Origin of the sequence: Streptomyces sp. NPDC006610, from assembly GCF_040611575.1 — a bacterium.
GTDB lineage: Bacteria > Actinomycetota > Actinomycetes > Streptomycetales > Streptomycetaceae > Streptomyces.
This window is the reverse complement of the sequence record NZ_JBEXOP010000014.1, coordinates 41011-60731: the sequence shown is the minus strand read 5'-3', so window position 1 is coordinate 60731 and position 19721 is coordinate 41011. Positions and strand designations below refer to the sequence as shown.

The window sequence follows — 19721 nt, the reverse complement described above, 5'->3', positions numbered from 1 at the left end:
CAGCAGGAACCAACGAGCCACCGGCACCCGGGCCGGCCCGCACCCCGTCGGACCCCTCGCCACCGACCGGCAGCCGACGGACGCCGCCGGCGTCGTCGAGGGCGAACCCGTCCCGGCCGCCGGCCCCAGCGGCGGCCGGGGACCTGCGCCACCCCCGGCGCGCCCGGCGCCGACGGGGCCGCCGCGCACCCGATCCACCCCGCGAGCAGGAGAGGAACGAGCCATGACCAACCCGTTCGACGACGACAACGGCGTCTTCCGCGTCCTCGTGAACGACGAGGGCCAGTACTCCCTGTGGCCGGAGTTCGCCCCCGTCCCGGCCGGCTGGACCAGCGTCCACGGCCCCGGCTCCCGCGCCGACTGCCTCGACCACATCGAGCGCCACTGGACGGACATGCGCCCGCGCAGCCTCGCCGAGGCGATGCGCGAGGCAGGCGCCTGATGGCCGCCCGCCCGGGCGTGGAGGACGTCCTGCCGCTGTCCCCGACGCAGGAGGGAATGGTCTTCCACACGCTGTACGACGCACACGGCCACGACGTCTACACGGGCCGGCTCGCCCTGAGTCTCGAAGGCCCCCTGGACCAGGACCGGATGCGGTCCGCCGCCGAGGCGCTGCTCGCCCGGCACGCCAATCTGCGCGCCGCGTTCCGCAGTCGGCGCTCCGGCGGGGCCGTGCAGGTGATCAAGGCCGCCGTGCGCACCCCGTGGCGCGTCACCGACCTGCGGGACACGCCCGCCGAGGAGCGCGCCCGGGCGTGGGAACGGCTGCTGGCGGCGGAGGGCGCCGAGCGGTTCGACCTGGCCCGGCCGCCGCTGGTGCGGTTCCGGCTGGTGGTCTTCGGGGAGCGCGAGCACCGGCTCGTCGTGACCTCGCACCACCTGCTGTGGGACGGCTGGTCGGCGCCCGTTCTGGTGCGGGAGCTGTTCCACCTCTACACCGCCGGCGGCGACCCCGCCGCGCTGCCCCGCGTACGCCCCTACCGCGACTACCTCGCCTGGCTCGCCCGCCAGGACCGCCGGGCCGCCGCCCGAGCCTGGGGCGCCGCCCTGGCCGAACTCGACGGCCCGTCGCTGATCGCCCCCGAGGCCCGCGGCAGGCCCGTCGCGGAGCCGTCACGGCTGGTGATACGGCTGTCCGAGCGGGAGACGGCCGGACTCGAGGCCGCCGCCCGCGCCCGGGGCGTCACCGTCAGCACGGCACTCCAGGGCCTGTGGGCCGTGCTGCTCGGCCGGCTCACCGGCCGCACGGACGTCGTCCTCGGCGCGACCGTCTCCGGCCGCGACGCGGACGTGCCGGGCATCGAGTCGATGGTCGGCCTGTTCATCAACACCCTGCCGGTACGGGTCCGGCTGCGGCCCGCCGAGCCGGTCGGCGACCTGCTGGCGCGGCTGCAGGGCGAACAGGCGGCGCTGCTCGGCCACCAGTACCTCGGCCTCGCCGACATCCAGCGCGCCGCCGGGCACACCGTCCTCTTCGACACGCTGCTGGTGTTCGAGAGCTACCCGATCGACGACGACGCCATCGCCGCCGCCCTCGGCCCCGGCGGCCCCCGCATGACGGGCGTGTCCGTCCTCGACGGCACCCACTACCCGCTGACGGTCACCGCGCTGCCCGGCGCCCGGCTGACGCTGACGTTCGCCCGTCAGCCGCAGGCCCTGGACGCCGCGTTCGTGGAACGCGCCGCAGGCGAACTGCGCGGCCTCGTCGCCGCGTTCGCCGCCGACCCGGCCCGCCCGGTCGCCCGCCTCCACACGCCCGGCGACGACGAGCGCCGCGCCCTGCACGAGCGGGCGGCCGGCGCCGACCGCCCGCTGCCGCACCCCACCCTCCGCGACCTGTTCGAGGCACAGGCCGCCCGCACCCCCGGCGCACCGGCCCTCCACCACGCCGACGCCACCCTCACCTTCGCCGAACTCGACGCCCGCGCCGACCGGTTGGCGGGCGCCCTCACCGCCCGCGGCGCCGGACCGGAGACCGTCGTCGCCGTCGCCCTGCCGCGCGGCCCCGACCTGGTATGCGCCATGCTCGCGGTGGCCAAGGCCGGCGCGGCCTGTCTGCCGGTCGACCCGGCCTACCCGCCCGAGCGCATCGCCCTGATGCTCGGCGACGCAGACCCCCGCCTGGTGATCTGCCTCCCCTCCCGGGCCGGCGCCCTACGGGTGGACCCCGCCGCCGTGTGCCCGCCCGACGCCACCGGACCCCTCCCGCGCCCCCGCGCCGGCCTCGCGCCCGAGCACCCCGCCTACATCGTCTTCACCTCCGGATCGACGGGCCGTCCCAAGGGCGTCGTCGGCACCCAGCGTGCCCTGGTCAACCGGCTCGCCTGGTACGCGCGGCAGGTCCGCGAGGCCGCGGCGCCCGGCGTACGGCTCGCCAAGAGCCCGGTCAGTTTCATCGACGGGCTCACCGAGCTGCTCGGCTCCCTGATCGCCGGGGAGCCCGTCGCCCTCGCCGGCGACGACGAGCTGGGCGACCCGCGCGCTCTCGCCGCCCTGGCCGACCGCACCGGCGCCACGATCGTCACGGCCGTCCCCAGCCTCTTGACGGGCCTCGTCGAATCCGCCCCACCCGGCTCCTTCACCACCGTCCGCACCTGGGTCGCCAGCGGGGAGCCCCTCACCGGCGAACTGGCCCGCGCCATGGCCGACCGCTGGCCCGAGGCCCGGCTGCTCAACCTCTACGGCTGTTCCGAGGCGGCCGGCGACAGCCTCGCCCACACCTGCACCGGCGAGGACGGCCCCGTCCCCGTCGGCGTGCCCCTCGACAACACCCGCGTCCACGTCCTCGACCCCTTTCTGCACCCGGTCCCGCCCGGCGCGGTCGGCGAGCTGTACCTCGCCGGCGCCGGACTCGCCCGCGGCTACCTCCACCAGGCCGCCCGCACCGCCGAACGCTTCGTCGCCGACCCCTTCGGCCCGCCAGGCAGCCGCCTCTACCGCACCGGCGACCTCGCACGCCCGCGCCCCGACGGCGTCGTCGAGTACCTGGGCCGCGCCGACGACCAGGTCAAGATCCGCGGCTTCCGCGTCGAACCCGGCGAGGTCGAGGCGGCCGTGCGCACCCTGCCCGCCGTGCGCGGCGCGGCCGTGGTCGCCCGCCCCGGCGACGGCCCGACCCCGCCGCGGCTGGTGGCGTACGTCGTTCCCCGGTCCGGCGAGGACATCGACCCGTTGACCGTGCGCCGCGCCCTGGCCGAGCGGCTCCCCGGCCATCTGGTGCCGGCCGCCGTGGTCGCCGTCGACGCCCTGCCGATGACACCCAGCGGCAAACTGGACCGCCGCGCCCTGCCCGCCCCCGACTTCGGCGCGGCGCACTCCGCCCAGCCGCCCCGCACCGAGGGGGAGAAGGTGCTGTGCGCCCTGTTCTCCGACGTGCTCGGCGTCGAACAGGTCGGCGCCCACGACGACTTCTTCGAGCTGGGCGGCGACAGCATCGTCTCCGTCCGGCTCGCCGACCGGGCCCGCCGCGCCGGGTTCGACCTGGCCCCGCGGGACGTCTTCACCCACCGCACCCCGGCGGGGCTCGCCCATGCCGCACCGGCCGGCCGGGCGGCCGGGGAGTTCACCGCCGGCGACGCCCCACTGGTGTCGCTCAGTCCGTCCCAGCTCGACAAGGTCGAGGCGAGGTGGAGGAACCGATGACCACGCAGTCCGCCGACGCGGGGCAGGACGGTTCGCCGGTCGAGGACGTCCTTCCGCTGTCCCCACTGCAACAGGGCCTGCTCTTCCACGCCCTGTTCGACGAGGCCGCCGCCGACGTCTACACCATGCGGTCCCTGGTGGAACTCGAAGGCCCGCTGGAGCCCGCCCTGTTGCGCACCGCCGCCGAGGAACTCCTCGCCCGGCACCCCAGTCTGCGCAGCGCCTTCCTCCACGAGGACCTGGACGAACCGGTGCAGGTCGTCCTCAAGGAGGCCCCCCTCGACTGGACCGAGACCGCCACCGCCGGCCCGGCAGACCTCCTGGCCCGGCCCGAGCCCCGCTTCGACCTCACCGCCCCGCCCCTGCTCCGCCTCACCCTGGCCAAGGACCCCGGCGGCGACCAGAGGTGGCTGCTGCTCCTGACCAACCACCACCTGCTGCTGGACGGCTGGTCCGTCCCGCTGCTCGTCCGCGAACTGCTCCAGCTCTACGCCGCCCGGCTCCACCCCGGCCGGTCCGCACCTCCGCCGCCCGTGCGCCCGTACCGGGACTTCCTGGCCTGGCTCGCCGCCCGTGACCGCGACGCCGCCGCCGAGGCCTGGCGCACGGCGCTCGCCGGAGCCGCGCCGACCCTTCTCGCGCCCACGGCGGCAGGGCTCGTGCCCGTCCCGCCCGAGCTGCACACCCTCACCCTCACCGAGGAACTCACCGACTCCGTGCACCAGCTGGCCCGCGGTCGCGGCGTCACCGTCAACACCGTCGTCCAGGGCCTGTGGGCGCTGCTCCTGGCCCGGCTCACCGGGCGGGACGACGTGGTCTTCGGCGCCACCGTCGCCGGCCGGCCCGCCGACCTGGCCGGCGCGCGTTCCATGATCGGGCTGTTCATCAACACCGTGCCGGTGCGCGTGACCGTGCCGCCCGGCGAGCGGGCCGGGGCCTACCTGCGGCGGGTGCAGGACGAGCAGGCGCGGCTGATGGACCACCACCACGTCGGCCTCACCGAGATCCAGCGCGTCGCCGGCACGGGCGACCTCTTCGACACCCTGGTCGTCTTCGAGAACTACCCGGTCGACCGGGCCGCCGTCGCCGAGGCCGAGGCGGCGGCAGGACTGCGCGTCGTCCGCGTCGAGGGCTCCGGGGCCACCCACTACCCGCTGACCCTCGCCGTGCTCGCCGAGCGGCGGCTGGGCGTCGTCTTCGAGTTCCGGCCCGACGCCTACGACCGCGCCACGGTCGAGGAACTGGCCGCCCGCTTCGAACGCCTCGTCCGGGCCGTCGTCGCCTCGCCCGACGCCCCGCTCGCCGCCCTCGACGTCCTCGCCCCCGGCGAGCGCGCCGCACTCCTCGCCCAGGGCGGCACCACGCGCGTCCCCCCGCCGCACGCCACCATGCCGCAGATCCTGCAGAGCCAGGCCGCCCGCACCCCGGACGCGATCGCGGTGGCGGGCGCGGACCGGCGGCTGACGTTCGCCGCACTGAACGCCGCCGCCAACCGGCTGGCCCGGCTGCTGGTGGAGGCGGGCGCGGGACCCGAGCGGATCGTCGCCCTCGCGCTGCCGCCCGACCCGGACACGATCACCGCGCTGCTCGCCGTGCAGAAGGCGGGCGCCGCGTATCTGCCGCTCGACCCCGCCTGGCCCGCCGGACGGACGGCCGGGATGCTCGCCGACGCCCGCCCCGTGGCGCTCCTCGCCACCGCCGCCACGGCCCCCGAGAATCCCGGCGGCACACCGCTGCTCCTCCTGGACGACCCCGGCGCCCGGCAGCGGCTCGCCGCCGCGGATCCCCGCGACCTCACCGACGCCGACCGGCTCGCCCCGCTGCGTCCCGAACACCCCGCCTACGTCATCCACACCTCCGGCTCCACGGGCCGCCCGAAGGGCGTCGTCGTCCCGCACCGGGCCGTCGCCAACCTGTTCGCCGCCCATCACGCCGCCCTGTTCGCGCCGGCGTCCGCCGCGGCAGGCGGCCGTCCGCTGCGGGTCGGGCACGCCTGGCCCACCGCCTTCGACGCCTCCTGGCAGCCCATGCTGTGGATGTTCGCCGGGCACGCCCTGCATCTCGTCCCCGACGAGGTGCGCCGCGACCCGGACGCGCTGCGCGACTTCCTGGCCGGGCACGGCATCGAGTTCATCGAACTGTCCCCCTCGCTGGTCGGCGAGCTGGTCACCCGGGACGGCTGGCGGGCCGGGCTGAGGGTGCTCGGCGTCGGCGGCGAGGCCGTACCGCCCGGCCTGTGGCGCACCCTGCGGGCGCAGGACGGCCTCACGGTGCACAACCTCTACGGGCCCACCGAGTGCACCGTCGACTCCGCCCACTGCGACCTCGCGCTCAGCGACCGGCCCGCGGTCGGCCGCGCCGTGGCGGGGGCCCGCCTCTACATCCTCGACGGGCACCTCAACCCCGTCCCCACCGGTGTCGACGGCGAGCTGTACATCGCGGGCGAGGGCCTGGCACGCGGCTACCTCGGCCGCCCGGCGGCCACCGCGGGCCGGTTCGTCGCCGACCCGTTCTCCGGCCGGCCCGGCGCGCGCATGTACCGCACCGGCGACGTCGCCCGCTGGACGCCGGACGGCCTGGTGGAGTGCCTCGGCCGGACCGACGACCAGGTCAAGATCCGCGGCCATCGGGTCGAGCCCGGCGAGATCGAGGCGGTGCTGCTCGGTCATCCGCTCGTGGAGCGCGCCGCGGTCGTCGTCCGCGAGGCCGCGGCCGGGGCCCGCCGGCTGGTCGCCTACGTCGTGCCGGCCCCGTCCGCCGCACAGAACACCCCGGACGCCTGGGAGCCGCTGTCCGACGAACTGCGCCGGGCGGCGGCCGGGGCGCTGCCCGACCACATGGTCCCCTCGGCGTTCGTCCGCGTCGACGGCTTCCCGCTCACCCTCAACGGCAAGCTGGACACCGCCGCCCTCCCCGTCCCCGCCCGGCCCCCGGGTCCGGCCGCGCTGCCACCCCGCGACACCCTGGAACGGCGGCTCGCCGAGCTGTTCGCGCAGGTGCTCGGGCTGGACACGGTCGGCGTGCGGGACAGCTTCTTCGCGCTCGGCGGCGACAGCATCGTCTCCATGCGGCTGGTCGCCCAGGCCCGTGCCGCCGGGCTCGCCCTCTCCCCGCGCGACGTCTTCGAACAGCCCACGGTCGAAGGCCTGGCCCGGCGCGCGACCCCGGCCGGCCCGGCCCGCGCGGCGGGCGGCGACGGCACCGGCGACATGCCCCTGACCCCCGTCCTCGCCGCGCTCGTGGCACAGGGCGGCCCCTTCCGCCGGCTCAGCCAGGCGCGGTTCCTGAGAACCCCGCCCGGACTGGACCTCGACGGCCTGCACCGTGTCGTCCAGGCCGTCCTGGACCGGCACGACCTGCTGCGCGCCACCCTGTCCCACGACGGCTCCCGGCGGTTGACGGTCGCCCCCGCCGGATCCGTGGCCGCCGCGGGCGTCGTACGACGGATCGACGCGGCCCACCTCGACCACGCGGCCGTCGGCACGCTGGTCCCGGGCGCGTTCGACGAGCTGGCGGGCGAACTCGACCCGGCGGAGGGCGCGGTGGCCCGGTTCCTCTGGTACGACGCCGGGGCGGACCGCGAGGGCCGGCTGCTGGTCGTGCTGCACCACCTCGTCACCGACGCGGCCTCCTGGGGCGTCCTGGTGGCCGACCTGGCGGCGGTCGGCACGGGAGCGGCGCCCTCACCGCCCGGCACCTCCTTCAAGCAGTGGGCCGAGGCTCTGCACACCGAGGCCCGCACCCCGCGCCGCACCGCCGAACTCGCCCTGTGGGAAGGCATCCTCGACCGCCCCGAACCGCGCCTGGGCGCAGCCGCCCTCAACCCCTCAGTCGACACCACGGCCACCCTGCGCACCCACTGGACCACCTACGTCCCCGGCGCCCCCCTCACCGGCGACCGCGTCCGGGAGACCCTGCTGACCGCCCTCGCCCTCGCCGTCCCGGCATGGCGACGCGCCCTCGGCCGCCCGGCGCCGGACGACGACACCTCCGTGCTGATCGCCCTCGAGAGCCACGGCCGCGAGGAGCACCTCCTGCCCGGCGCCGACCTGTCCACCACCATGGGCCGGTTCACGACCCTCTTCCCGGTCCGCCTCGACCCCGGCCCTGCACCCGGCAGACGTCAACTGCTGCGCGTCCGTGAACAGTTGACGGCCCTCCCCGACGGAGGCATCGGCCACGGCCTGCTGCGCCACCTCAACCCGGACACCGCCACCCGCCTCGCCCGGCTCCCCGCACCCCAAATCCGCTTCCACCACCTCGGCCGCCCGGCGTCGGGCGAGCGCCGCGACTGCGCGCTCTTCACCGGCGCTCCCGAGACCGGCGTCATGGGCGGCACGGCCGACCCCGACATGCCCGTCCCGTACGCGCTGGCCGTCGACGCCGCCCTCACCGGCGAAGCCCCGGGCGGGGACGGCGCCGAACCCGTGCTGCGGGTCTCCTGGCAGTGGCCCGACCGGCACTTCACCCGAGCAGAGATCGAACAACTGGCCGAGCTGTGGGTCGGCCTCCTCGACGAGCTGCGGAAAGGCGAAGACCAGTGACACAGACGCCCCCCGCGACCGACCTCGCCGCCCGCAGGCGCGAACTGCTGCGCCGCCGCCTGGCGCACGCCGGCCTCGCCGACGCCCGCGCCCGCGGCGAGCACATCCCGCGCCGCCCGGCCGACGCCGGCCCGCTCCCGCTGTCGTACGCCCAGTCCCGCATGTGGCTGCTCCAGCAGCTCGACCCGGCCTGCCCCGCGTACAACGTCTGCCTCGCCCTCCGGCTGCGCGGCCCTCTCGACGCGGACGCGCTGCGGACGGCGCTGCAGGGCCTGGTCGACCGGCACGAAGTGCTCCGCACCCGCTACCCGGTTTCCGCCGACGGCACCCCCGTGCAGGCGGTCGACGCGAGCGCCGGCGTGGCCTTCGAGGCGGCCGAGCTGAGCGCACTCCCGGCGGCCGAACAGGACCGGCGCGCCGACGAACTCGCCCGCACCGCCTCCGCCACCCCCTTCGACCTCGCCGCCGACCACCCGCTGCGCGCCCTGCTCCTGCGCCGCGGCCCCGACGACCACACCCTCGTCCTGACGGTCCACCACATCGCCTGGGACGGCGGCACCTTCGCCGTCCTCTCCCACGACCTGACCGCCCTCTACCGCGCGGCCACCACCGGCGAGCCGTCCGGCCTCGAACCGCCGCCCGTGCAGTACGCCGACTACGCGGTGTGGCAGCGCACCACCTGGACCCACGAACGGCTGTCCCGCCACCTCGACCACTGGCGCACCGCCCTCACCCCGCCCCCGGCGCCCCTCGCCCTGCCCCTCGACGCCCCCCGCGCCCCGCACCCCACCGCACGCGGCGACCGCCGCCACCACACCTTCGCCGCCGACGTCACCGACCGCCTCACCGCGTTCGCCCGTTCGACGGGCGCGACCCCGTTCATGGTGCTGCTCGCCGGACTCGCCGCGCTGCTGCACCGCTGCACCGGCGCCACCGACATCCCCGTCGGCTCCGCCGTCATGCACCGCGACCTGCCCGGACTCGACCGGCTGATCGGCAACTTCGGCAACACCCTCGCCCTGCGCGCCGACCTCGACGGCGACCCCGGATTGGCCGAACTCGTCGACCGCGTCCGCCGGCTGACCACCGAGGCGTACGCCCACCAGGACATGCCCTTCGACCGGCTGGTGGAGGAACTGCGCCCGGAACGGCCCCCGGGCCGCTCCGTCTACTTCGACGTCATGCTCCTCTTCCTCACCCAGGGCCTCGAAGGACCCGAACTGCCGGGCGTGAGCGCGAGCTGGGAGACCGTCCACAACGGCACCACGCAGTTCGACCTCTCCCTGGAGGCGTTCCTCACCGGAGGGCGGCTGCGGATCGAGGCCACCTGGCGCAGCGAGCTGTTCGCCCCGGACACCGTCGACCGGCTCCTCGGCCACCTGGAGACCCTCCTCGCCGCCGGCCTCACCGATCCCGAACGGCCCGCGTCCCGACTGCCGTTGATGACCCCCGCCGAACAGGACCGGGTCCTGCGGGACTCGGACGCCACCGGCCGCCCCCTGCCCCCCGCCACCCTCACCGCCCTGCTCGCCCACCAGGCCGCCCGCACCCCCGACGCCCCGGCACTGCGCGCCGACGGCAACACCCTCACCTACGCCGAACTCCACGCCCGCGCAGGCCGCCTGGCCCGGCTGCTCCTCGCCCACGGCGCCGGCCCCGAGCGCCTGGTCGGCGTCGCGCTGGAACGCGGCCCCCACCTGGTCGTGGCGCTCCTCGCCGTCCTCAAGGCGGGCGGCGCCTACGTCCCGCTGGACCCCGGCTACCCGCCCGAACGACTGGCGTTCCTCCTGCGGGACACCGCCCCCGCGCTCGTGCTGACCGCCGGCGCCGTCGCCCTCCCCGCGACCGGCGCGCCCGTCCTGCGGCTGGACGATCCGGCCGTGCGGGAGCGGATCGCCGCCCTCGACCCCGCCGAACCCACCGACGCCGACCGCCCGCACCCGCTGCTCCCCGGCCACCCCGCCTACGTCATCCACACCTCCGGCTCCACCGGCCGCCCCAAGGGCGCCGTCGTTCCGCACGCCGCGATCGTCAACCGGCTGCTGTGGACGCAGGACGCCCACCCGCTCGGCCCCGACGACCGCGTGCTCCAGAAGACGCCGGCCGGGTTCGACGTGTCCGTGTGGGAGTTCTTCTGGCCGCTGATCAGCGGCGCGACCCTGGTGCTCGCCCGGCCCGGCGGCCACCGCGACCCCGGCCACCTCGCCGCGCTGATCCGCGAAGAGGGCGTCACCACCGTCCACTTCGTCCCCTCCATGCTGCGGGTCTTCCTGGACGACCCCGCCGCCGGGACCACCCGGGGCGTGCTGCGCCGCGTGCTGTGCAGCGGCGAGGCCCTGCCCGCCGGCCTCGCCGAGCGCTGCGCCCGCCTGCTGGCCGGCGCCGAGGTGCACAACCTCTACGGCCCCACCGAGGCCGCCGTCGACGTCACCGCCTGGCCCTGCGCCGAAGGAGCCCGCACCCCGGCCGGATCGGCGCCCATCGGCCGGCCCGTGTGGAACACCCGCACCCTGGTCCTGGACGCCCGCCTGCGCCCGGTACCGCCCGGGGTGCCGGGGGAGTTGTACCTGGGCGGCGTCCAGCTCGCCCGCGGCTACCTCGGCCGCCCCGCCCTCACCGCCGCCCGCTTCGTCGCCGACCCCTACGGCCCGCCCGGCGCCCGCCTGTACCGCACCGGCGACCTGGTGCGCCGCAATGCCCGCGGGGCGCTGGAGTTCCTCGGCCGCACCGACGACCAGGTCAAGATCCGCGGCATGCGGGTCGAACCCGGCGAGACCCGGGCCGCGGCGGCCGCCCTGCCCGGCGTGTCCCAGGCCGCCGTCACCGTACGCCCGGACGCGCACGGCGACCCGGAGCTGACCGCCTACGTCGTCCCGCTCCCCGGAGCCCGCCTCGAACCGCCGCGCGTCCGACGGGACCTCGCGGCGGTCCTGCCGGACCAGGCGCTGCCCGCCGCCGTGGTGGTCCTGGAGGCCCTGCCGCTGACGCCCCACGGCAAGGTCGACCACCGGGCGCTGCCCGCACCCGACCGCACCGGCCCGACCACGGCCGTCGCAGACCCGCCGCGCACCGCGGCGGAGGCGCTCCTGTGCCGGCTCTTCGCGGACCTGCTCACCCTGCCCGCCGTCGGCGCGCACGACGACTTCTTCGCCCTCGGCGGCCACTCCGTGCTGGCCATCCGGCTCGTCGCCCGCCTGCGCGCCGAACGCGGCGCCGCCGTGCCCCTGCGCGCGGTCTTCGACACCCCGACGGCCGCCGCACTCGCCCCGCTGCTCGACACGGCGGGCGGCGGCTGCGCCCGGGCCGCCCTGCGCCCGGTCGTCCCGCGCCCCGAGCCGGTCCCGCTGTCCTCCGCGCAGGCCCGACTGTGGTTCCTGCACCGGCTGGAGGGCCCCGCGCCCACCTACAACATCCCCACCGCCCTCCACTTCACCGGACCGCTCGACCCGCACGCCCTGCACGCCGCGCTCACCGACGTGGTCGCCCGGCACGAGGCGCTGCGCACGGTCTTCCCCGACGACGACGGCACCCCACGCCAGCACGTCCTGCCCGCCCCCGACGTGCCCTTCGAGACCGTCACCGCCCGCGACGGGGACCTTCAGGACCTGCTGCGCGACCGCGCGGCCCATTGCTTCGCGCTGGACCGCGACATCCCGTTGCGCGCCACCCTGTTCGCCCTCGCTCCCGAGCAGCACGTCCTGCTCCTGCTCGTCCACCACATCGCCACCGACGGCTGGTCGGCCGGCCCGCTTCTCGCCGACCTGGAGACGGCGTACGCGGCCCGGCTGGGCGGCGCCCCGCCCGACTGGCCGCCGCTGCCCGTGCAGTACGCCGACCACACCCTCCGGCAGCGGCAGTCGCTCGACGCCGGCGCCGCAGCCCGCGCACTCGACCACTGGAAGGAGCGCCTGGCCGGGCTGCCGGAGGAGATCGAGCTCCCCACGGACCGGGCCCGCCCGCCCGTGCACCACCACGACGCCGACGCGGTGGACTTCACCCTCGACGCCGAACTCCACGCCGCGCTCCGGGAGTTGGCCGCCGACACCGGCGCCACCGTCTTCATGACGCTCCAGGCCGCCGTGGCCGTGCTGCTCAGCCGGCTCGGCGCCGGCGACGACATCCCCCTCGGCACGCCGGTCGACGGGCGCGGCGACCCCGCCCTCGACGGCCTGGTCGGCCTCTTCGTCAACACGCTGGTGCTGCGCACCGACGTCTCGGGCGACCCGACCTTCCGCGAACTGCTCGCCCGCGTCCGCGCGTCGGACCTCGACGCGTTCGCCCACCAGGACCTTCCCTTCGAGCAGCTGGTGGACGCGCTGGGCCCCGCCCGCTCGATGGGCCGGCACCCGCTGTTCCAGGTCATGCTCGCCCACGAGCACGCCCCCGCGGGCGCCCGGGCCTTCGCCGGGGCGACCGTCGCCGAGCGCCGCGTCGACTTCTACACCGCCAAGACCGACCTGGCCTTCCATCTGCTCGAACACCCCGACGCCGGCGGTGTGCGCGGCTCCCTCGTCTTCAGCGCCGACCTGTACGACCGCGCCACCGCCCAGGACTTCGCGGACCGCCTCGTCCACCTGACCGGCGAACTGGCCCGCCACCCCGACCGCCCGGTCCGCGACGCCGACGTCACCACCCCGCGCGAACGCGCGCTGCTGTTCGGCGCGTGGAACGACACCGCCCGTCCCATGCCCGCCACCACCCTCACCGCCCTGGTCGAGGAACAGGTGGCGAGGACCCCGCACGCGACAGCCGTCGAGTACGGCACGGTGGACGGCCCCCGTCTCACCTATGCCGAACTCGACGCCCACGCGGGCGCCGTCGCCCGCCGCCTGACCGCCCTCGGCGTCGGCCCGGAGCGCCGCGTCGGCATCCATCTGGAACGCTCGGCGGAAATGGTCGTGGGCCTTCTCGCCGTCCTCAAGGCGGGCGGGGCCTTCGTCCCGCTGGAGCCGTCCTGGCCGGCCCGCCGGATCGCCGAGGTGAGCCGCGGAGCCGGCCTCGCCGCGATCCTCGGCCGGCCGGGCGACGTCCTGGACGGCCCGCCGCTCGTGCCGGTCGACCTGCGGGGCCCCGCGCCCCGGGACGCCGGCGGTCCGGGCGTCGCCGTCGACCCGGAAGGGCTCGCCTACGTCATCCACACCTCCGGCTCCACGGGCGTGCCCAAGGGCGCGATGATCCGGCACCGGGCCATCGCCCACCGGCTGCTGTGGCAGCGCGGGCTGCTCGGCTTCGGGCCGGACGACGCGGCCCTGTTCAAGGCACCGCTCGGCTTCGACATCTCCATCAACGAGATCTTCCTGCCGCTGGTCAACGGCGGCCGGGTGGTGATCGCCGAACCCGGCGGCGAGCACGACGCCGACCGGCTCCTCGACACCGTCGAACGCCACCGCGTGACCTTCGCCTACCTCGTCTCCTCGACCCTGGACCTGCTCCTGGAACTGGACGGCTTCGCCCGCCGCGCCCGCTCCCTCAAGCACGTCTGGTGCGGCGGCGAGGTCCTCACGCCCGAGCTGTTCGCCCGCTTCCGCGCCGCGAGCCCCGCCGTCATGTACCACGGGTACGGCCCCGCCGAGGCGACCATCGGCGTCAGCCACGTCGTCTACCGCACCGGCGCGATCCGCAGCGCCGTCTCCATCGGCCGCCCCAACACCAACACCCGCCTGTACGTCCTCGACGACCGTCTGCGCCCCGCCCCGGTCGGCGTGCCCGGCGAGCTGTACGCCGGCGGCGTCCACCTCGGCCGCGGCTATGTGAACGACCCGCGCCGCACCGCCGCCCACTTCGTCGCCGACCCCTTCGGCCCGCCCGGCGAACGGCTGTACCGCACCGGCGACCTGGTCCGGTGGCGCCGCGACGGCACCCTGGAGTTCCTGGGCCGCGCGGACCACCAGGTCAAGATCCGGGGGATGCGGGTCGAACTGGAGGAGATCGAGGCGATCCTCGAACAGCACCCGGCCGTCCGGCGGGGCGTCGTGGTCCTGCGCGAGGACCCGCCGGGCGTCGAACGGCTCGCCGCCTACTGCCTGGCCGTCCCCGACGCCGTGACCGGCCTGCGCGACTGGCTCGGTGAACGGCTGCCCCAGCACATGGTGCCGGCCACGCTCACCGTCCTCGACGCGTTCCCGCTGCTGCCCTCCGGCAAGGTCGACCGGGCCGGCCTGCCCGCACCCGCGGCGGTGGGGCGGGCTCCCGCGCGGACGCCCGCGACCGCGCGCGAACGGCAGCTGTGCGAGCTGTTCGCGCGCGTGCTGGGCCTGCCGCGGGTGGGGGCCGACGACAACTTCTTCGAGCTGGGCGGCGACAGCATCGTCTCCATCCGCCTCGTGACCCTGGCCCGCAAGGCCGGCCTGCCGCTCACCGCCCGCCAGGTCTTCCGGACGCCGACCCCCGCCGGTCTCGCGACGGGCCTCGCCGCACCCGCCCCCGCCACCGGCCCCGCAGGCGCCGACGACCCGATGGGCGAGGTGCGCCTGACTCCGGTCATGCACTGGACGGCCGGCCCCGGCTTCTCCTACGGCGGTCTCGCCCAGGCCGTCCTCCTGACGACCCCGCCCGAGGCGGCCGGCGACCACCTGGCCGCCGTCCTCCAGGCCGTGCTCGACCGCCACGACATGCTGCGGGCCCGGCTGGAGGACGATCCGGAGGCGGGAGCCCGACTGTTCGTGCCGCCGGAAGGCAGCGTCCGCGCGCGGGACGTTCTCACCGAAACGCAGCCGCTCCAACCCGGCTCGGTGGAATACGAGTTGGCGTCCGCGGTGGCGCGCCTCGACCCGCGCGCGGGGCGGATGCTCCAGGCCGTCGCGTGGAGCTCCGGCGCCACGGACCCCGGCCGACTGCTCCTGGTCGCCCACCACTTGGCCGTCGACGGCGTCTCCTGGCGGATCCTCGCCGCCGAACTGTCCGACGCCTGGCAGGCCGTACGGTCCGGCGGGCCTGCCCGGCCCCGGCGCACCGGAACCTCCTTCCGCACCTGGAGCACCCTCCTGGCCCGCGAGGCCACGGCCCCCCACCGGGTGCGCGAACTGCCCTGGTGGATCAGGCAGTCGGAGGACGCCCGCCCCCTGTTCGACCACCCTTCCCCCGCCGCCGGCCTCCCGCGCGAGCGCGCCCTCGTCCTCCCCGCCGACCTCACCGTCCCGCTGCTGACGACCGTGCCCGCCGCCTACCACGCCGCCGTCCCCGAGGTCCTGCTCACCGCGCTCGCCCTCGCGGTCGCCGCCATGCGCGAGGAGCACGGCGACCTCGCGGGCCGCTCGTTGCTGGTCGGCGTCGAGGGCCACGGCCGGGTGGAGGACCTCGCCGAGGGCGTCGATCTGTCGGCCACCGTCGGCTGGTTCACCGCCTACCACCCGGTCGCCCTCGACCCCGGCCCGCTGGACCTGGCCGAGGCGCTGGCCGGCGGACGGGCGGCGGGCACCGCCCTCAAGCGCGTCAAGGAGCAGCTCCGCGCCGTCCCCGGCCACGGCCTCGGCTACGGCCTGCTGCGTCACCTCAACCCCGACACCGCGCCCGCCCTGGAGAAACTCCCGCACCCGCAGGTGGTGTTCAACCACCTCGGCCGGTTCACCGCGTCGGCCGCGGCCGACGAGCCCTGGCAGCTCGCGCCCGAGGCGCCCATGCTGCGCATGCCGCCCGACGCCCGGCCGGCCCCGGCGACCGGGCTGGAGATCAACACGGTCGCCGTCGAGTCCGGCGAGGACGTACGGCTGCACGTCCAACTCACCTGGCCCCACCACTTCCTGGCGGACGCCGGGGCCGACCGGCTGGCGTCCCTGTGGGAGCGGGCGCTGCGCGGGCTCGTCCGGCACGTCGAGACCGCCCCGTCCGGCGGCCTCACCCCGTCCGACCTGCCCTTGGTGACGCTGACGCAGGAGGACATCGACGAGTTCGAGCACGACTTCGGCGAGGGCTTCGAGGACGGCTCGGGAGACGACTTCGCCGCCCCCGAGCACGCCGCCCCCGACTACGCCGCCGGCGAGGGCCTCGGCGACGACGGCCCGCGGAGCGACTTCGAGCGACAGCGGAGGAACCGGTGACGCAGCACCCCCCGACCACGGACGAACTGCTCCGTCCGGTCATCGACGCCATCGGCTCGGCACAGGACGCGCCGGGCGAGGACGACAGCCTCATCTCCTGGGGCCTGGACTCGATCACGCTGATGAGGATCGCCGGCGGCTGGCGGCGACGGGGCGTGAGGGTCGGCTTCGCCCAGCTGGCCAAGGAACCGACCCTGCGCGCCTGGCGGGCCCTCCTGGAGGAGCACCTGGGGCCGCACGGCGGCGCCGGGGCCCCCGAGGAACAGCGGCCCCATCTCGCCGCGCCCGACCCGGCCGAGCCCTTCCCGCTCGCCGTGATGCAGCACGCCTACTGGATCGGCCGGGGCGAGGACACCACCCTCGGCTCCGTCGCCGCCCATCTCTACGTCGAGTTCGACGGCCCCGGCCTCGACCCCGACCGCCTCGACACCGCCGTACGCGCCCTCGCGGCCCGGCACGGCATGCTGCGCGCCTGCTTCACCGACGACGGCCGCCAGCGGATCCTGCCCGCCCTCACCCGCCCCGCCACCACTGTCCACGACCTCCGGGAAGCCGACGAGGAGACGGTCGCCGCACGCCTGGAGAAGCTGCGGCACGCCGGCTCGCACGCCCGGCTGGACGTCGAGTCCGGCGAGGTCTTCTCCGTACGGCTCTCCCTGCTGCCGGACGGCCGCGGCCGGCTCCACGTCGACGTCGACATGCTGGCCGCCGACGCCCTCAGCTACCGGATCCTCCTCTCCGACCTCGCCCGTCTGTACGAGGCCGGCGAGGACACGCTGCCCCCGATCCGCACCAGCTTTCCGGCCTACCTCGCCGAGCGCGCCGAGGCGCGCCGGCTGAGCAGGGAGCAGGCGCGCGACTGGTGGCGGCGGCGGATCCCCGACCTGCCCAGCGCCCCCGACCTGCCCCTCGTACCGGAGGACCGGCGCGGCGATCCGACCCGCGTGACGCGCAGACACCACTGGCTGCCGCCGCGGGGCAAGCGCCGGCTCACCGCGCGCTCGCACCGGCACGGGCTGACCCCGGCCATGGCGGTGGCGACCGCCTTCGCCGAGGTGCTCGCGGCGTTCGGCGGCCGGCACCGCTTCCTGCTCAACGTGCCGATGTTCGACCGCCGGGGCTCCCACCCCGACGTCGACCTGCTGGTCGGAGACTTCACCGGCTCGGTGCTGCTCGACGTCGACCTGTCCGGGGAGGCGGCCTTCGCCGAGCACGCCCGCCGGCTCCAGGACCGCATGCACACCGACTCCGCGTACGCCGACCACTCCGGTGTGGAGGTGCTGCGCGACCTGTCCCGGCACCGCGGCGAACAGGTCCTCGCGCCGGTGGTGTTCACCAGCGCGCTCAATCTGGGCGAGCTGTTCGACGCGGCGGTGCGGCGGTCCTTCGGCGAACCCGTCTGGATCATCTCCCAGGGCCCGCAGGTGCTCCTGGACGCCCAGGTGACGGAGGTCGACGGAGGCATGCTGGTCAACTGGGACGTGCGCGAGGACGCCTTCCCGGCCGGCCTCGTGGACGCGATGTTCGCCGCCTTCCACGGCCTCGTCACCCGCCTCGCCGCCGACGACACGGTCTGGGAGCGGCCCGTGCCCGCCCTCCTTTCCGCCGAGCAGCGGGCGGTGCGCGCCGCCGTCAACGCCACCGACGGCCCCCGCGCGGTGCGGCTGCTGCACGACGGCTTCTTCGCCCGGGCCGCCGAACGACCCGAGGCCCCGGCCCTGTTGTGGGCGGGCGACGGCTGTCTGTCCTACGGCGAACTGGCCGACCGTGCGCTGCGCTGCGCCGGGGCACTGGCCGAACGGGGGGTGGGCCCCGGTGACACCGTCGCGGTGAGCCTGCCCAAGGGGGCCGACCAGATCACCGCCGTGCTCGGCGTGCTCGCGGCCGGAGCGGCCTACGTCCCGATCGGCGTCGACCAGCCGTCCGCCCGCCGGGCGCGCATCCGCGCCGTCGCCGGATGCCGCGTGACGCTCACCGACGGACGCCCGTACGAGGGAGAGGACACCCTGCCCGTCGCCGATTCGGTCCGGCGTGCGCCGCTGCCCGGGGCGCTGCCCGGCGACCCGGAACGGCTCGCCTATGTGCTGTTCACCTCCGGCTCCACCGGAGTGCCCAAGGGCGTCGAAGTGCCGCACCGGGCCGCCCGCAACACGATCGAGGACCTCAACGACCGCTTCACCGTCGGCCCCGGGGACCGCTGTCTGGCCCTGTCCGCCCTGGACTTCGACCTCTCCGTCTACGACGTGTTCGGCCTGCTCGACGCGGGCGGCGCCGTCGTGCTGCCGGACGAGGACGACCGCCGCGAGGCCGCCCGGTGGGCCGAGCTGGTCCGCGCCCACCGGGTGACCGTCCTCAACTGCGTACCGCCCCTGCTCGACATGCTCCTGCACGCCACCGCCCCCGGCGAACTCACCGGGCTGCGCGCGGTGCTGCTCGGCGGTGACCGGGTCGGTCCCGATCTGCCGGGGCGGCTGGCCGAACGGGCCCCCGGCTGCCGGTTCGCCGGGCTCGGCGGCACCACCGAGACCGCGATCCACTCCACCGTGCACGAGGTGACGGATCATCAGGTGCCGGTGGACTGGCGGGCGGTGCCCTACGGCACCCCGTTGCGCAACGTGCGCTGCCGGGTCGTGGACGGACGTGGCCGGGACTGCCCCGACTGGGTGCCCGGCGAGCTGTGGATCGGCGGGGACGGAGTGGCCCTCGGCTACCGGGGCGACCCCTCGCGCACCGCCGACGGATTCACCGAGCGGGACGGGGTGCGCTGGTACCGCACCGGGGACCTCGCCCGGTACTGGCCCGACGGAACCCTGGAGTTCCTCGGCCGCCGGGACCATCAGGTCAAGCTGCGCGGCTTCCGGATCGAACTGGGGGAGGTGGAGGCGGCGCTGGCCCGGCATCCCGCCGTACGGCGCGCCGTGGCCGGGCCGACCTCCGGGCAGGGCGTGCAGCTGGCCGCCGCGGTGGCCGCCGAACCGGGCGTGACCGGCGCGGACGTGCGCGACTGGGCCCGGTCCGTGCTCCCGCCGCACATGGTCCCGGCGCGCGTCGCCGTCATGGCGGACCTGCCGCTGACCGCCAACGGCAAGCTCGACCGCCGGGCCGTGCGCGCCCTGTGGGCCGGCGGCGAGGACCATGAGCACCGCGCGCCCGGCACCGCCCTGGAGACCGTGGTCGCCCGCACCTGGGCCGACGTCCTCGGCGTGGAACGGGTCGGACTGGACGACGGGTTCTTCGCCCTCGGCGGCGACTCGGTCCTCGCCACCGTGATCGTGGCCCGGCTGAGGGAGGCGCTGGACACCTCCGAGGTCTCCGTCCGCTCCCTGTTCGCCGGGCTGACGGCGGGCGGCATGGCCAAGCGGCTCACGGCCGAGGAGCACACGTCCGGCCGGCTGGAACAGGTCGCCGCCCTGCACCTGGAGATCGCCGACATGACGGCCGAGGAACTGGAGGCGGCCCTGGGAGAGGAGGCCTAGGAGAGGCGACGGCGGGGCGGGAG

5 protein-coding genes are annotated in these 19721 nt (G+C 76.3%); all 5 read left to right on the top strand.

The annotated features are described in order from the left end of the window. Nucleotides 1-223: 223 nt before the first annotated feature. The 5 genes from ABZY13_RS14035 to ABZY13_RS14015 are packed head-to-tail and all read left to right on the top strand — an operon-like array spanning nt 224 to nt 19698. Nucleotides 224-442: an MbtH family protein gene (locus tag ABZY13_RS14035; RefSeq protein ID WP_356630235.1), complete on the top strand. Its 219-nt coding sequence runs from the start codon at nt 224-226 to the stop codon at nt 440-442. Then, nucleotides 442-3642, top strand: coding sequence for an amino acid adenylation domain-containing protein (locus ABZY13_RS14030; protein WP_356630233.1), 3201 nt, complete (start codon nt 442-444; stop codon nt 3640-3642). Before ABZY13_RS14035 ends, ABZY13_RS14030 begins: the two co-directional genes overlap by 1 nt. Then, nucleotides 3639-8186 carry an amino acid adenylation domain-containing protein gene (locus tag ABZY13_RS14025; RefSeq protein WP_356630231.1) on the top strand — a complete coding sequence of 1516 codons (4548 nt, stop codon included), beginning with the start codon at nt 3639-3641 and terminating at the stop codon, nt 8184-8186. The genes ABZY13_RS14030 and ABZY13_RS14025 overlap by 4 nt, the downstream gene beginning before the upstream one ends. Further along, complete coding sequence (locus ABZY13_RS14020) at nt 8183-16222, top strand: amino acid adenylation domain-containing protein (protein ID WP_356630229.1); 8040 nt, start codon at nt 8183-8185, stop codon at nt 16220-16222. Before ABZY13_RS14025 ends, ABZY13_RS14020 begins: the two co-directional genes overlap by 4 nt. Beyond that, nucleotides 16219-19698: an amino acid adenylation domain-containing protein gene (locus tag ABZY13_RS14015; protein ID WP_356630227.1), complete on the top strand. Its 3480-nt coding sequence runs from the start codon at nt 16219-16221 to the stop codon at nt 19696-19698. The genes ABZY13_RS14020 and ABZY13_RS14015 overlap by 4 nt, the downstream gene beginning before the upstream one ends. Nucleotides 19699-19721 lie beyond the last annotated feature (23 nt).

Coding starts and splice junctions, on each gene's coding strand:
- ABZY13_RS14035 (WP_356630235.1), top strand. CDS start 224: ATGACCAACCCGTTCGACGACGACAACGGCGTCTTCCGCGTCCTCGTG.
- ABZY13_RS14030 (WP_356630233.1), top strand. CDS start 442: ATGGCCGCCCGCCCGGGCGTGGAGGACGTCCTGCCGCTGTCCCCGACG.
- ABZY13_RS14025 (WP_356630231.1), top strand. CDS start 3,639: ATGACCACGCAGTCCGCCGACGCGGGGCAGGACGGTTCGCCGGTCGAG.